This is a genomic window from Brachybacterium phenoliresistens (genome assembly GCF_000576425.1).
GTDB lineage: Bacteria > Actinomycetota > Actinomycetes > Actinomycetales > Dermabacteraceae > Brachybacterium > Brachybacterium phenoliresistens.
Genome location: NZ_KK069991.1, coordinates 1 through 14,704 on the forward strand (window position 1 = coordinate 1; position 14,704 = coordinate 14,704).

Annotated in this window: 12 protein-coding genes; 8 read left to right on the top strand and 4 right to left on the bottom strand. The window is 74.2% G+C overall.

The features are described from left to right. The 4 genes from BF93_RS06465 to BF93_RS06480 form a co-directional block, all read left to right on the top strand. Positions 1 to 198: hypothetical protein (locus BF93_RS06465; RefSeq protein ID WP_038371500.1), on the top strand; the 198-nt coding region annotated here is incomplete at its 5' end. Between the two features lie 205 nt (positions 199 to 403). After that, positions 404 to 1,450, top strand: a complete 1,047-nt coding sequence (gene sbnA / locus BF93_RS06470) for a 2,3-diaminopropionate biosynthesis protein SbnA (protein ID WP_051486627.1) — start codon at positions 404 to 406, stop codon at positions 1,448 to 1,450. Next, the gene (locus BF93_RS06475) at positions 1,443 to 3,107 is read left to right on the top strand and encodes an FAD/NAD(P)-binding protein (protein WP_051486628.1); all 1,665 of its coding nucleotides are present in this window, start codon (positions 1,443 to 1,445) and stop codon (positions 3,105 to 3,107) included. Before sbnA ends, BF93_RS06475 begins: the two co-directional genes overlap by 8 nt. Then, the gene (locus BF93_RS06480; RefSeq protein WP_084148322.1) at positions 3,100 to 4,566 is read left to right on the top strand and encodes a type III PLP-dependent enzyme domain-containing protein; all 1,467 of its coding nucleotides are present in this window, start codon (positions 3,100 to 3,102) and stop codon (positions 4,564 to 4,566) included. The genes BF93_RS06475 and BF93_RS06480 overlap by 8 nt, the downstream gene beginning before the upstream one ends. Before the next feature lie 51 nt (positions 4,567 to 4,617). Here the strand turns inward: BF93_RS06480 and nhaA are convergent, their stop codons facing one another. Both nhaA and BF93_RS06490 read right to left on the bottom strand, forming a co-directional pair. Further along, the gene (nhaA, locus tag BF93_RS06485; protein ID WP_038371501.1) at positions 4,618 to 5,961 is read right to left on the bottom strand and encodes a Na+/H+ antiporter NhaA; all 1,344 of its coding nucleotides are present in this window, start codon (positions 5,959 to 5,961) and stop codon (positions 4,618 to 4,620) included. Positions 5,962 to 6,031: 70 nt separating this feature from the next. Further along, a complete protein-coding gene (locus tag BF93_RS06490; RefSeq protein ID WP_038371502.1) occupies positions 6,032 to 7,450 on the bottom strand; it encodes a sodium:proton antiporter in 1,419 nt (472 codons plus the stop codon). Positions 7,451 to 7,872: 422 nt separating this feature from the next. Here BF93_RS06490 and BF93_RS06495 point away from each other — a divergent pair, with 422 nt between their 5' ends. Continuing rightward, positions 7,873 to 9,279, top strand: coding sequence for an MFS transporter (locus BF93_RS06495; protein WP_038371503.1), 1,407 nt, complete (start codon positions 7,873 to 7,875; stop codon positions 9,277 to 9,279). 169 nt (positions 9,280 to 9,448) lie between these two features. On the opposite strand, the gene BF93_RS06500 is transcribed toward BF93_RS06495, so the two are convergent. Continuing rightward, the gene (locus tag BF93_RS06500; RefSeq protein ID WP_156954066.1) at positions 9,449 to 10,075 is read right to left on the bottom strand and encodes a hypothetical protein; all 627 of its coding nucleotides are present in this window, start codon (positions 10,073 to 10,075) and stop codon (positions 9,449 to 9,451) included. Positions 10,076 to 10,243: 168 nt separating this feature from the next. Between BF93_RS06500 and BF93_RS06505 the strand changes: the two genes are divergently transcribed. Both BF93_RS06505 and BF93_RS06510 read left to right on the top strand, forming a co-directional pair. Beyond that, the gene (locus BF93_RS06505) at positions 10,244 to 11,110 is read left to right on the top strand and encodes a PhzF family phenazine biosynthesis protein (protein ID WP_038371505.1); all 867 of its coding nucleotides are present in this window, start codon (positions 10,244 to 10,246) and stop codon (positions 11,108 to 11,110) included. Positions 11,111 to 11,160: 50 nt separating this feature from the next. Further along, the gene (locus BF93_RS06510; RefSeq protein ID WP_038371506.1) at positions 11,161 to 12,129 is read left to right on the top strand and encodes an MsnO8 family LLM class oxidoreductase; all 969 of its coding nucleotides are present in this window, start codon (positions 11,161 to 11,163) and stop codon (positions 12,127 to 12,129) included. Positions 12,130 to 12,156: 27 nt separating this feature from the next. On the opposite strand, the gene BF93_RS06515 is transcribed toward BF93_RS06510, so the two are convergent. Next, complete coding sequence (locus BF93_RS06515; protein ID WP_038371507.1) at positions 12,157 to 12,633, bottom strand: hypothetical protein; 477 nt, start codon at positions 12,631 to 12,633, stop codon at positions 12,157 to 12,159. 53 nt (positions 12,634 to 12,686) lie between these two features. On the opposite strand from BF93_RS06515, the gene BF93_RS06520 reads away from it, so the two are divergent. Then, positions 12,687 to 14,699 (top strand): prolyl oligopeptidase family serine peptidase, encoded by a 2,013-nt coding sequence (locus tag BF93_RS06520; protein ID WP_038371509.1) that lies wholly within the window; start codon positions 12,687 to 12,689, stop codon positions 14,697 to 14,699. The last annotated feature ends 5 nt before the right edge of the window (positions 14,700 to 14,704 follow it).

The following is a 14,704-nucleotide window of genomic DNA, read 5'->3' on the forward strand; positions in this document are numbered from 1 at the left end:
GCCGAGACCTGCGGCCCGATCATCCGCGACCAGGACCGCACCGCCTTCGTCTCCGTCCAGCACCCGGGCGAGGACGGCGAGTTCGGCGCCCAGCGCTCCTACTTCCCGGACTACGACGGCACGGGCCCCCGCCCCTCCGTCATCCAGATCCTCAAGGGGTCCCACGGCAAGCCCGGCAAGGGCAAGGGGCGCCGCTGATCCCCGCCCGATCCGCATCGGAGGCCGGCGTCCCGGGAGCATCGTTCCCGGGGCGCCGGCCTCCGGCGTTCCCGCGGGAACGCCTCGCGCCCGACCCGGGGGAATGCCGCTGACCTGCGGCGTCGCCGGGATCGCCGGCGGCCCCGCCGACCGCTCGGTCGGCGGGCACCTGCCCACGGCGGGCGCTGAGCTATAGCGTGGCGCCATGCACATGATGCGTGAGACCGGCACCGACGCCCACAGGATCCTGCCGGACGTCTCTGCCGCCGTGGGGGGCACACCGCTGATCCGTCTCGAGAAGCTGTTCCCCGGCTCCGACGTCGAGATCCTCGCCAAGCTCGAGACGCTGAACCCCGGCGGCAGCACCAAGGACCGGCCGGCCCTCGCCATGGTGCGGCGCGCCCTCGCCGACGGCGTGCTCGCCCCGGGCGGGACGGTGGTCGAGTCCAGCTCCGGCAACCTCGGCCTGGCGCTGGCACGGGTCTGCTCCGCCCACCGGCTGCGCTTCGTGTGCGTGGTCGATGCGCGGACCAACCGCTCCACCGTCGCGGCGATCCGCGCGCTGGGCGGGGAGATCTCCCTGGTCGCCGAACCGGACGAGGCCACGGGCGACTTCCTCACCGCACGGCTGGCCCGCGTCCAGGACCTGCTGGCGCAGATCCCCGGCGCCGTGAACCTGCACCAGTACGGCAACCCCGCCAACCCCGGGGCGCACCGCGACGGCACCATGCGCGAGATCGCCGAGGCCCTCGACGGCGACCTCGACGTGCTGATGGCGGCGGTGAGCACCACCGGCACCCTCGCCGGGTGCAGCCAGTACATCCGCGAGCAGGGCCTGCGCACGCGGACCGTCGCCGTCGACGCCGTGGGCAGCGTCCTGTTCGGCGGGACGTCCGGACGGCGCCCCCTGCCGGGCATGGGCGCGGGCGTGGTCACGCCGATCTCCGAGACCGTCCGCCCGGACGAGGTGATCCGGGTCGAGGCCGTGGAGTGCGTGATCGGCGCGCGTCTGCTGGCCCGCGCCGAGGGGATCCTCGCCGGCGCCTCCACCGGCGGCATCGTCCACGCGCTGGGCACGCTCGTGCCCCGCCTCGACCCCGGCACCCGGGTGGTCCTCGTGATCCACGACGGCGGCATGCCCTATCTCGAGACCGTCTACGACGACGACTGGGTCGCCGCGGAGCTCGGGGCGTCATCGGCCGACCTCGACCACGGCACCGCCGCGCTGCGGAGGACCGCCGACCGTGGCTGAGCCCGCATCGGCCGCCGCGCCGCGCCGGCTCGTGGTCGTCGGCGGCGGGCCCAAGGCGCTGTTCGCGCTCGAGGCCCTGGCCTCCCGCCTGGACCCCGAGCAGGGGCCGCCGCTGCACGTCACCGTCGTCGACCCGCAGGAACGGCCGGGCCCCGGCGCGGGGTATGCGACGGACCAGCCCGATGCCGTCCGCCTCAACGTCGACGTGGCGATCCTCGATGCGCCCGCGAGCGGCGCCGCCGGCTCCTTCGCCGCGTGGGTGCGAGAGCACCGTCCCGAGCTCGCGGAGGATCCGTACCCGCCGCGCGCCGTCGTCGGGGACTACCTCCTGGAGCGATGGAAGCACTGCCGCGAGCGCTGGCGCGGCATCGGCCCCCTCGTGCACCGGCAGGGCACGGCCGTCGGCGCCCGCCGGGACGGTGAGGGCTGGAGGGTGCAGGTCCTCGCCCCGGGCGCGGCGCATCCCGAGGAGCTGGCCTGCGACGAGCTGCTGCTGGCCACCGGCCACGCCGGCACGCACCGCGGCGCCCTCGCCGCCGCCTGGGAGGGGCCGGAGCGCCTCGTGCCCGCCGTCCACCCCGTGGGGACCATGCTGGATCCCGCCTCGGTGCCGCCCGGCGCGCGCGTCGCGGTGCGCGGCGCCGCGCTCACCTTCCTCGACGCCGCGCTGGTGCTCACCGAGGAGCGCGGCGGGAGGTTCGTCGCCGACCCCGGATCGGGCGCCCTCGTGCACCGCCGCGGCGCGGACGAGCCCGCGACCATCCTTCCCACCGCACGCCATGGCCTGCTGCTGCACCCCAAGCCCGCCCCCGGGACCGTCCTGCCCCACGACGCCCGGGCAGCGATCGACCAGGGGCGGCGGCGTCTCGCGCAGGCGCGGCCCGGGGCCGTCGCGGCCTCCATCCCGCAGGTGATCGGCATCGTCGAGGACACGGCCGCGGCGCTGCTCGGCGGCGCGGCATCGGCCCGCGAGGACGTCGTGCGGACGCTCGCCACGGGCCGCGAACCGGACCTGGCCGAGGGGCCCGGCAGTGCGGAGCGGGCCCTGCGCCGCGCGGTCGACGTCGCCGCCGGCATCGTCGTGCCCGGTCCCGCCTGGGCCCTGGGCCGGGCCTGGTCCGGGCTGTACCCGCAGATCACCCGGGCTCTGCGGGGCAGCGGCGCGCCCGAGCCCGTGTGGCGGGAGCTCCGCGACGCCGCCCAGGTGCTCGAGCGCTTCGCCTTCGGACCGCCGCTGATCACCGCCCGCAAGCTCCTGGCGATGCTCGACTCCGGCGCCGTGGACCTCTCCTGGCTCGAGGCGGGCACCCGGATCGGGCCGCGCCGCATCACCGGGGTCCCCGCCGGGGCCGCGGCCGCCGATGTCGTCGTCGACGCGGTGCTGGCCCCGCCCGGCGTGCGCCGGCTCCACGACCCGCTCCTGGAGCAGCTGCGGGCCGATGGGCACCTGCACATCCGTCCCGGACGGCGCGGGGCCGTGGTCGACGAGGACGGCACCGCGCTCGACGCCGTGGGGCGGCGCGTGGAGGGTCTCGTGCTCATCGGCCGGCCCACCGAGGACCACGTGATCGGCCATGACACCCTGAACCGGCACCTCCACGACGAGATCGACCACTGGGCCCTGCGCCTGGCAGGAAGGGTACGAGAGCATGCATGAGAACCCCGCCCCCACGATGCTGCGCGAGGGCTGCCGCGGCCTGCCGCCGCTGGACGCCCGGCTCGAGCCGTGGATGCAGGAGCTGCTCGCGGATCCTGCGGCGTGCGCCGATCTCCTCGCGCGGCACGGCAGCCCCGTGAACCTGCACGACTTCGCGGCCCTGTCCCGCAATGCCGCCGAGCTGGAGGAGGCCGCCGCCGCGACCGGCACGCCGCTGCGGATCTTCGCGGCCCGGAAGGCCAACAAGACGCTCGGCCTCATGGAGGCGGCCCGCGCCCGGGGGCTCGGCCTCGACCTCGGCAGCCACCGCGAGCTCTCCCAGGCCCTCGACCTCGGCATCGCCCCCGAGGACATCATCGTCACCGCCGCCGTGAAGCCGGAGCCGCTGCTGCGCCTGGCCCTGGACTCCGGCGTCACCCTCGCCCTCGACAATCTCGACGAGGCCGCTGCGGTGGACCGCCTGGCCGCCGACCCCGGCGCCGCGCGCGCCGGCGCCGCCCACCCCGTCGCGCTGCGCCTCGCGCCGAGCCCTGACGAGCTGATCGCCCCCACCCGGTTCGGCGAATCGGCGGCGACGTGGACGCACTGGGCGCAGGCCCGTGCCCAGCAGGATCGCGCCGGGCAGGACCGCGCCGGTGCGGCGGACCCGCTGCGCATCGACGGCGTCCACCTGCACCTGCACGGCTACGACGCCGCCGCGCGGGTGCGCGCCATCGGCGAGGCGATCCAGCTGCTCGATGCCCTGCGGGCCCTCGGGCATCGGCCCGCGTTCCTCGACATCGGCGGCGGGATCCCCATGTCCTACCTGGACGACGCCGCGCAGTGGGCGGCGTTCCTCGCGGCCCGCGAGGACGGCGCCGCCTCCGACGGCGGCCCGCTGACCTGGCGCGACGAGCCGCTGCGGCAGTTCTACCCCTACCACCAGTCGACGGTGCGCGGTCCCTGGCTCCGCGCCGTGCTCGCCGGGGAGATCGCCCCGGGGGTGAGCGTCGCCGCGGCGCTGGCCGACCGGGCCCTGGAGCTGCGCTGCGAGCCCGGGCGCTCCCTCCTGGACGGCTGCGGCATGACCCTGGCCTCCGTGGTGCAGCGGACCACCACCAGCGACGGCGTGGGGCTGGTCGGCCTGGAGATGAACCGGACCCAGTGCCGCTCGACCTCGGACGACTTCCTGGTCGACCCGATCCTGGTGCGCGGCTCCGCGGAGCCCTCCCCGCCGATGACCGGCTTCCTGGTGGGCGCCTACTGCATCGAGGCGGAGCTGATCCTGCGGCGCCGGCTCACGTTCCCCCGCGGGGTCGGGATCGGGGACGTGATCGCCCTGCCGAACACGGCCGGATACCTCATGCACATCCTCGAGAGCGCCTCCCACCAGCTGCCGCTCGCCTCGAACCTCGTCTCCGGGGACGGGGGCTTCGTCCGCGACCGCATCGACGCGCAGCCGGCGGTGCGCCCCTGGTGAGAGGGGCGCGCCCCCGCAGGGGCACGCCCCCGTCCCCGGAGGGCGGGCCCGTCAGCGGGAGCTGTCGTCGGTGAACACGTCCGGGACGCCGTCGAGATTGGTGTCCACCTTCTCCTCCTCGGCGATGCGCCGGTAGCGGGCGTTGCGCGGGATGAGGATGAGCGCGCCGACGATCGCCGCGAGCAGCGAGGCAGTGAGCACGCCGACCTTGGCGATGTCGTGCAACGGATCGCCGGAGTCGTAGCTCAGCTCCGCGACCAGCAGCGACACCGTGAAGCCGATGCCGGCCACGGCGGCCATGCCCACCAGGTCCACCCAGCGGATCGCGGGGTCGAGGTTCGCGCGGCGCAGCCGCGTGATGAGGAACGTGGTGCCGACGATGCCGAGGATCTTGCCGCCCACCAGGCCGGCCATGATGCCCAGCGCGACGGGGGAGGCCCATGAGGCCACCAGGCCCGAGAACCCGCCCACGGCGACGCCGGCGCTGAGGAAGGCGAACACCGGCACCGCGAAGCCGGAGCTCAGCGGCCGGAAACGATGCTCGAAGGTCTCCGCGAGGGAGTAGCGCACGCCGTCCTTCTCCCGGGCGGTGGCGGGGACGAGGAAGGCGAGGGCCACGCCGGCGATGGTCGCGTGGATGCCGGAGTTCAGGAACAGCGCCCAGGTGATCAGGCCCAGCGGCAGCAGCAGGATCCACGCCGCCGTGAACGAGCGGTGGAACCAGGACTGCGCCTTCTGCGCCAGCAGGGCGAAGATCGCCATCGGCACCAGGGCCACCAGCAGGTACACCGGCTGGAGGTCGCTGGTGTAGAAGATCGCGATGATGAGGATCGCCAGCAGGTCGTCGACGATCGCGAGGGTCAGCAGGAAGGTCCGCAGCGCCGAGGGCAGGTGCGTGCCCACCAGGGCGAGGACCGCCAGGGCGAAGGCGATGTCGGTCGCGGCGGGGATGGCCCAGCCGCTGAGCGCGCCCTCGGGGCCGCGCAGGGTGATCGCGACGAACACCAGCGCCGGCACGGCCACGCCGCCCGCGGCGGCGGCCACCGGCACCAGGGCCCGGCCGGGATCGCGCAGATCGCCGTGGACGAACTCCTGCTTCAGCTCCAGCCCGGCGAGGAAGAAGAAGATCGCCAGCAGGCCGTCGGCCGCCCAGTGCCCGATGGACAGGTCCAGGTTCAACGGGCCGATGTGGAAGCCGATGTGGGCGTCGCGGAAGGAGGCATACGCCTCAGAGGCGCCGGAGTTCGCCAGCAGCAGGGCCAGGCCCGCGGCGATGACGAGGATCAGGCCGCCGGTCGTCTCCGCCGTGAGGATGCGTTCGATGCGGCTGAGCTCGCGGTAGGTCCCGCGGGAGAGGACGGCGTCCTGCTCGTTCTTGGGTCGTGCAGTGCTCATGGGCGCTCCTCCTGGAGTCGGGGGGCTCGGGACGATCGTGACAGGGGGCGGCGCCGCCGAGCGGCGCGGCTCAGGGGGTGCGGGGGCGGCCCGCCCCGCGGGCGACCAGCTGCGGGGGACGGGAGGTGGCCTGCCGGGCGGCCCGGGCGAGGATCAGCAGGACGGTCAGCGCACCCAGCGCCTTCGCCCACCACGGCTGCGCGATGAACAGCAGCAGCATGGCCAGCAGCACCGGCGCCAGGTAGACGAAGGCCTCGCGGACGTAGCCGAAGAACGTCGGCATGGAGACGCCGCCGTTCTCCGCAACGGACTTCACCATGAAGTTCGGGCCGTTGCCGATGTAGGTCATGGCCCCGCAGAGCACGGCGCCCAGCGAGATCGACACCAGCAGGGCCTCCGGGACGTCGGCGACCCGCGGCTCGCCGGCCACCTGCGTGGACATCTCGAAGAACGTCGCATACGTCGGGGCGTTGTCCAGCACCGCGGAGAGCCCGCCGGTGAGGAAGAACAGCGTGATCTCGTTCAGCGGCAGCGAGGGCGCCAGCGCGCGCAGCACCTGCAGGGCCGGCACCATCGTCACGAAGATGCCGATGAACAGGGCCGCGACCTCGGCGATCGGCGCGAAGGTGAACTCGTTCTCCGTGAAGCGGACCGTCTTGGAGCCCAGGGCGAAGGACGCCCCGGCCGCGGCGAGCATCACGAGCTCCCGCCACGGCACCCAGTTCAGGTGCTCCAGATGGCCGTGGGCGACGGCGTCGATGTCCAGCGAGGGCACCAGGGCGACGGCCAGGATGATCACGGCGAAGAAGACGAGGTTGCCCGCCCCGCCGATGCTGAGCGGCGTCTGGCGCGTCATGTCCAGGGCGATCGCCTCGGGCTTCTCCCGCGCATACATGCGGCGATCCAGCGCCCAGTACGTCGCCAGCAGGAGCGCCAGGACGAACAGCCACTGCGGGAACAGCGAGAACGTCCACGTGAACGGGACCCCGCGCAGCATGCCCAGGAACAGCGGAGGGTCGCCCAGCGGCGTCAGCAGCCCGCCGCAGTTGGCGACCACGAAGATCGTGAACACCACCGTGTGCGCACGGTAGCGGCGCTCGGAGTTGGTGTTCAGCAGCGGCCGGATCAGCAGCATCGCCGCGCCGGTGGTCCCGATGAAGCTCGCCAGCACCCCGCCGACGGCGAGGAAGATCGTGTTCACCCGGGGCGTCGCGGCCAGGTCGCCGCGCAGGACGATCCCGCCGGAGACCACGAACAGCGACAGCAGCAGCACGATGAACTGGGCGTACTCGATCAGGGCGTGCGCCAGCAGCTCCGGATGCGCGACCACCAGCAGGCCGATCGCCACCGGCACCGCGAGCACGAGCGCGTAGATCAGCTGGTTGCGGGGCCGCTCCCAGTGATGGGCCAGCGCCGGCACCAGCGGGAAGATCGCGATGCCCAGCAGCATCGCCACGAAGGGGACCAGGGTCCAGGCGGGGAACGACATCGCGTACGGCACCTTCGGGTCGGCGCCGACGCCGACCGGACCACGGGGGAGACCCCGCTGCGGTGGGGGACCGGGTGGAGCGGCGTACGCCGACGGTGCGGATGATGGACAGGAGGCGCATGGAGGTCCTTCGCGGGGCGCGTCGAGGTGCGGACGGGAACGTTCCCGTGCCGACCAGACTTCCCGGCTCTCCGCCGCCAGTGTCTCATGATGCACCCGGACGGGAGCCGGGAGCCCGCGAGCCGGGACGGGGCGCGTCGGGCCGACCGACCGGTCACGCAATCTCCCTATCGGCCGATGACCTGGCCCGATGGTCGGGAGCCCGAGCGCATCGCCTGGCGATGGGCCGCGCGCCTGCCTAGCGTGGAGAGGGCCCGCGCGCATGCCGGCGCCGGGCCGCAGACCGAGAGGACGGGTATCCCGTGTCATCATCTGCCAGCACCCCGGGGGAGGGCACCGCCTTCGAGGACCTCCCTCCGCGGCGTACGATCCGCCAGGCCGTCGCGGCCTCCGCGATGGGCAACGCCACCGAGTGGTACGACTACGGCGCCTACGCCGTCGTGGCCGTCTACATCTCCCAGCACTTCTTCCCGCCCGGGGAGCAGGGGCTGTTCTGGACCTATGCGTTCCTCGCGATCTCCTTCCTGGCGCGGCCGTTCGGCGGCTTCGTCTGGGGGCCGCTCGGCGACAAGCTGGGGCGCAAGCATGTCCTCGCGCTCACGATCATCCTCATGTCGGCGGCGACCTTCCTCATCGGCGTGCTGCCCACCTATGAGCAGGTGGGGCTGCTGGCGCCGGTGCTGCTGGCGCTGCTGCGCGTCATCCAGGGCTTCTCGACCGGCGGCGAGTACGGCGGCGCGGCGACCTTCATGGCCGAGTACGCCCCGGACAAGCGCCGCGGGCTGTACGGCAGCTTCCTCGAGTTCGGGACCCTGGGCGGCTTCGCCCTGGGCACCGTCGTGGTGCTCCTGCTCCAGCTGGTCATCGGCACCGAGGCCATGGCGGCGTGGGGCTGGAGGGTCCCGTTCTTCATCGCGGCGCCGCTGGGCCTGATCGGCCTGTACCTGCGCTCGCGCCTCGAGGAGACGCCGGTGTTCCAGGACCTCGAGGGCGCCGGCGAGGTCGAGGAGTCCGCCGCGGGCGGGCTGCGCGACCTGATCGCCCGCTACTGGAAGCCGATCTTGGTGATGGCGGGCCTGGTCATCCCGCTGAACATCGCCAACTACACGCTGCTGACCTACATGCCCGGCTATCTCGAGACGAAGATCGACCTCGGGGCGAACCAGTCCCTGGCGGTGATCCTCATCGGCGAGGTGGCGATGATGGCGCTGATCCCGTTCTGCGGGGCGCTGTCGGACCGCGTGGGCCGCAAGAAGCTGTGGTGGTTCTCGATGGTCGGCCTGTTCGTCATGGCCGTGCCGATGTACATGCTCATGGGGCAGGGCTTCGGCTTCGCGATCCTCGGCTTCGCCGTGCTGGGGCTGCTGTACATCCCGCAGCTGTCCACGATCTCCGCGACCTTCCCGGCCATGTTCCCCGCCCACGTCCGCTTTGCCGGCTTCGCGGTCACCTACAACGTGTTCACCTCGATCTTCGGCGGCACCGCCGCGCCTCTGAACGAACGCGTGGTCAGCGCGACCGGATTCCTCGAGTTCCCGGCGGTGTACGTGATGATCGGCTGCGTGATCGGCATGATCGCCCTGGTCTTCCTCAAGGAGACGGCGGGCGCCTCCCTGCACGGCACCGACATCCCGGAGTCCGAGCCGGAGGACTACGGCCCCAAGGCCATCACCGCCGAGACCGAGGCCCTCGACGCCGCCGGTCGCTGACCCCGGGGCGAGCGCTCGGCCCCGCGTGTCCGGGCCGGGCGCCGGGGCGGATCCGAGCGTCGGCTCCGGGCCCCGGGGCGGTGCGTTCCGCCTGATGCGCTCATCTCGTGCCGAGGAGCGCATGTGCTGGATCCGAGATCCGAGGAGCGAGCTCGGATCCGGCGCGCGATCAGGTCGTGTCGCTGCTGTCGGGCCCTGCTGAGGCGCGCGCGAGGTACTCCGCTCGTTCCGCGGCGGTCGCCGGCCTGCCCGGCAGCTCCGGGAACCAGGTCTGGGCGAAGGCCGAATCGGCGTCCAGGGAGGGGCGCCACCACACTCCCGGATCGGCGAGCCGCAGCATGCCGACGGTGCGGCGCCCGACCACGCGGCACGTGAGACCGTGATCGAGATACGCCACGGCCATGGTGACGGCCGCATCGCCCTCGCCGTAGTCCGCACCCTCGGAGCAGTGCACCGACCACGGGCCGATCTCGACCTCGGCGTCGTCCTCGAGAAGAGTCTCCTCGGAGAACCGGACGATGACGGGCCGGCCCGCGGTCTCTGCCGTCGTCAGCTCGACGGAGCCATCTGCCCGGATCGATCGCTCCACCGTCCTCGCGCATCGGCCGATGACCGCCTCGGCGATCGCCCCGAGGTCCGCGGGCCCGCTGCTCGACGACGTGAGCACGACACCGGTCCGGGGAAGAGCGATGCGCGGCTCGCCCCGCATGCGCGACAGCACGAGGCCGATGGCGCGCTCCATCGCGAGGAACGGGACGGCGACGAGGATCGCGGCCAGCACGAGAGGACCGAGCACGATCCAGACCGCCGCTGTCCCGAGATGTCCGAGAAGCTTCCGCACAGCGCCCCCTTTCCTCTGCCAGGCGTGCTTTCCTCTGCCAGGCGTGGGCGCCAGTATCCATCGTCCGGTCATGGCGGGGGACGTCGGGGCGGGGCTGCGACGGCGCTGTGCAAGGATCGGCCCATGTCACAGCGCCGCTTCGCCCAGCTCGACGTGTTCAGCGACCAGCCCTTCGGCGGGAACCCCCTGGCCGTGATCGTCGACGCCGAGGGGCTGTCCGACGAGCAGATGCTCCGCATCGCCGCCTGGACGAACCTCTCGGAGACCACGTTCCTGCTGCCGCCCACGCAGCCCGGCGCCGACTACCGGGTGCGCATCATGACGACGTCCGGGGAGCTGCCCTTCGCCGGGCATCCCACCCTCGGCAGCGCCCGCGCCTGGCTCGAGGCCGGCGGGCGGCCGATGGGGGAGAAGATCGTCCAGGAATGCGCGGCGGGCCTGGTCTCGGTGCGCCGGGACGGCGAGCGGCTCGCCTTCGCGGCGCCGCCGCTGCAGCGCAGCGGGCCCCTCGAGACGGCCGAGGTCTCGCGGATCGCGGCGGCGCTCGGCATCGCGCGCGAGGAGATCGTCGGCCACGCGTGGGCGGACAACGGCCCCGGCTGGCAGGTCGTCGAGCTGGCATCGGCCCAGGCCGTGCTCGACCTCGAGCCGCAGCTCGAGCCCGAGATCAAGATCGGGGTCATCGGCCGGTACGCGGCCGATGCCCCGCACCCCCGGGGCGCCGCCTACGAGGTCCGCGCCCTGCTCGGGGCGGTCCCCTCCTCCGGCGCCTCCGCCTGCGAGGACCCGGTCACCGGCAGCCTCAACGCCGGCGTCGCGCAGTGGCTGCTCGGGCGCGGAGAGCTGGCCGGCTCCTGGATCGCCTCGCAGGGGGCGCGGCTGGGGCGCTCCGGCCTCGTGCACGTCCAGGTCGAGGCGGACGACGGCGAGTCCGTCGTGTGGATCGGCGGGCACGCGGTGACCCGGATCGCGGGAACCCTCGCCGTGTGAGCCGGCCCGGCCCGGGGAAGTCCCGGACGGCCCGCGGCGTTGCCCCGCGCATGAGGCTCTCCCTCCTGGACCGCTCGCGCACGCGCACCGGGCTGCCCGAATCCGCGGCCCTGCCCCACTCGGTCGCGCGCGCCGAGGCGGCCGAGGCCGCCGGCTACCACCGCTTCTGGGCCGCCGAGCACCACGCCGTGCCCGGGATCGCCAGCGGCGCCCCCGCCGTGCTGCTCGCCGCGATCGGTGCCCGTACCCGCCGGATCCGGCTGGGCTCGGGCGGGGTGATGCTGCCCAACCATCGGCCGCTGATCGTGGCCGAGCAGTTCCTCATGCTCGAGTCCCTGTCCCCGGGGCGCATCGACGTCGGCCTCGGGCGCTCGCTCGGCTTCACCGCGCCGGTGCGGCGGGCGCTGGGCCGCGAGGAGGTCACCGCCGAGGATTTCGCCCGCGATGTCGCCGCGGTCCGCGCGCACCTCGAGGAGGAGGCGGAGGTGACCGCCCGGCCCGCCGCCGATCGGCCGCCGCCGATGCACCTGCTGGCCACCGGCTCCGGCCTCGACATCGCCGCGCGGCTGGGACTGCCCGTGGTGCTCGGCGGCCCCGTGCTGCGCTCCGCGGAGCTGCCCGAGCGCCTCGGGGCGTACCGCCGTGCCTTCCGCCCCCACCGCGGCAGCGTCCCGCACGTGATGCTCTCGGCCGATGTCCTCGTCGCGGACACCGACGCCGAGGCCCGGGAGCTGGCCCTGCCCGAGGCCTGGGCCATGGTCCGCTCCCGCCGCGACGGCGCCTTCCCGCCGCTGGAGAGCGTCGCCGCGATCCGCGACCAGCCGCGGAACGCCCGCGAGGCCCAGCGCCTCGAGGAGACGCTCGAGGGCACCTGGGCGGGCAGCGAGCGGACGGTCGCCGCCCGCATCGGCCGCCTGATGGAGACGTCCGGGGCCGATGAGCTGCTCGCCTCCGGCGCGACCTTCGACCGCGCCGCGCTCGCCGACTCCGACCGACGCCTCGCCGCGCTGCTGGCCTGACCAGGTCACGAGAAGGCGGCGCGGCGGTCACGATCGAGACACATCGACGCGGAGCGCACGCTCCGCTTCCTGCGCAGGACGGAGAGGCACGCCGGCGGGCGGCGCCGCGAGGCGGCGGATCAGCGTCCCGAGCGCCGCGGCGGGGAGCGCCGCGACCAGCACCGGAAGCATCCACTGCCCCCAGGCGGCCGAGGCGAGGTGGTCCCAGAAGCCGTGGCTCCTCGAGGGGTAGCCGACGGACCAGGCAGCCTTGAGCAGGTAGTAGCTGCCGAGGGCGGCGCCCCCGCCGGCGAGCACCGCCGCGAGGTTCCCGCGCAGGCTCCGGGAGAGCAGGGCCAGGACGCCCAGGACCGCCGCCCAGGACCACCAGGCGTCGGTGACCGTGACGACGGCGCGGGCGTCGAGCCGGAGCGCCGTGATGCAGACGGTCCCCCAGGTCGCGCCGAGCGCGGCGGCGAGGACGAGGGGTGCGCGGTCGGGGCGGCGGGGCGAGGTGCGGTGCATGGGGAGATCCTGCGTGCAGGGATGTTGCGAGAGCGTATGCGTACCCTGGCCCCATGGCGACGAAGCTCCCCTACGGATCCTGGCCCTCTCCCATCTCCGCCGAGATGCTCGCGACCGGCGGCACACGGCTCGGCGGACCCTGCGCGGTCGGCGACCAGGTGTGGTGGACCGAGGGCATCGCGACGGAGGGCGGCCGGCAGGCCATCGTCCGCACGGCCGGGCCCATCGGCCCCGACGGCGCGGGCGACGCGACACCGGTGACGGTGCTGCCCGCGCCGTTCAATGCCCGCTCCCGCGTGCACGAGTACGGCGGGGCGAGCTGGACGGCCGTGCCGCAGGAGCAGGGCGGGCCGCTGATCGTCTTCGTCGACTTCGCCGAGCAGCGCGTGCACGCCTTCCGCGAGGGGGAGCGGCCGCGGCCGCTCAGCCCCCTGGGCCCCGAGGTGCCCTCCGCCGGCGGGCCCTCCCTGCGCTGGGCGGACCCGCAGGTCGTCACCCCGCCCGGCGGCCCCACCGAGGTGTGGTGGGTGTGCGAGGACCACACCGGCGAGCAGATCCAGCGGTACATCGCCGCGGTGCCGCTGGACGGCTCGGCCGCCGAGGACCCGGCGGCGATCCGCCGCATCACCCCGCCGTCCCGCTTCGTCGCCCACGCCCGGCTGAGCCCCGACGGCGCGCGCCTGGCCTGGATCACCTGGGACCACCCGCGCATGCCGTGGGACGGGACCGAGCTGCACGTCGCCCCGCTGGTCGGCGGCAGCGCCGGGGCCGGCGAGGTGATCGCCGGCGGCGAGGCGGAGTCCGTGCTGCAGCCCGAGTGGCTCGACGAGCGGCGCCTCGTCCTCCTCTCCGACGCCTCCGGCTGGTGGAACCCGTGGCTGTGGGACGGCGGCGCCCCGCGCCCCGTGCTGCAGGCCGAGGAGGAGTTCGCCGGGCCGATGTGGATGCTCGGCACCACCTGGTACTCCGTCCTGGACCCCGACCGCCTGCTGGTGACGCACGGCCACGCCGACGACCGCCTGGGCGTGCTGCGCGTGTCCACCGGGGAGCTTGCCGCCATCCCGCTGGACCTCACCGCGATCCGCGGGGCGAGCGTTCGCGCCGACGGCCTGCTCACCCTCGAGGGCGCGTCCCCGACGGCGTTCCCCGCGATCCTCGCCGGAGCCCTCGACGCGGACGCCGCCGCGGCGGACCTGCGGGTGCTGCGCTCCTCGCGGGAGGACGCCCCCGACCCCGGGGTCCTGCCCGCCCCGGAGCCCGTCGCGGTCCCGCTGCCGGACGGCGGCGTGGTCCATGCGATCGTGTTCCGGCCCCGCCACCAGGGCATCTGCGGCCCCGAGGGTGCGAGGCCGCCGTTCATCGCCCGCGTCCACGGCGGCCCCACCAGCCACGTCCCGCCGGTGCTCAGCCTGCCCATCGCCTACTACACCTCCCGCGGCATCGGCGTGGTCGAGGTCAACTACGGCGGCTCCAGCGGCTACGGCCGCGCCTACCGCGACCGGCTCAAGGGCCAGTGGGGCGTGGTCGACGTCGCCGACACCGTCGCCGTCATGGAGCACCTGGTGGACGAGGGCATCGCCGACGGGGCCCGGCTGGGCATCGAGGGCGGCTCCGCCGGCGGCTGGACGACGCTGGCCTGCCTCACCCGCACGAGCACCTTCAGCGCCGGCGTGTCCAGCTTCGGCGTCGCCGAGCTGGAGACCTTCATCCACGACACCCACGACTTCGAGTCCCGGTACATTGACGGACTCGTCGGTCCGTACCCCGAGCGGAAGGACCTGTACGTCGAGCGGGCGCCGCTCAGCCACGTCGACGAGCTCGAATGCCCGGTGCTGCTGCTGCAGGGTGACGAGGACCGGATCGTCCCGCCCAGCCAGTCGGAGATGTTCCGCGACGCGCTCGCCGCCAAGGGCATCCCGCACGCGTACCTGCTGTTCGAGGGCGAGCAGCACGGCTTCCGCAAGGCCTCGACGATCATCCGCGCCACCGAGGCGAGCCTGTCGTTCTACGGGCAGGTGTTCGGGTTCTGCCCGCTCGAGGTGCCGGTGCTGTCCCTGGAGGGCTGAGGGCC

Coding starts and splice junctions, on each gene's coding strand:
- BF93_RS06520 (WP_038371509.1), top strand. CDS start 12,687: ATGGCGACGAAGCTCCCCTACGGATCCTGGCCCTCTCCCATCTCCGCC.
- BF93_RS06505 (WP_038371505.1), top strand. CDS start 10,244: ATGTCACAGCGCCGCTTCGCCCAGCTCGACGTGTTCAGCGACCAGCCC.
- sbnA (WP_051486627.1), top strand. CDS start 404: ATGCACATGATGCGTGAGACCGGCACCGACGCCCACAGGATCCTGCCG.
- BF93_RS06490 (WP_038371502.1), bottom strand. CDS start 7,450: ATGTCGTTCCCCGCCTGGACCCTGGTCCCCTTCGTGGCGATGCTGCTG.
- BF93_RS06515 (WP_038371507.1), bottom strand. CDS start 12,633: ATGCACCGCACCTCGCCCCGCCGCCCCGACCGCGCACCCCTCGTCCTC.
- nhaA (WP_038371501.1), bottom strand. CDS start 5,961: ATGAGCACTGCACGACCCAAGAACGAGCAGGACGCCGTCCTCTCCCGC.
- BF93_RS06510 (WP_038371506.1), top strand. CDS start 11,161: ATGAGGCTCTCCCTCCTGGACCGCTCGCGCACGCGCACCGGGCTGCCC.
- BF93_RS06480 (WP_084148322.1), top strand. CDS start 3,100: ATGCATGAGAACCCCGCCCCCACGATGCTGCGCGAGGGCTGCCGCGGC.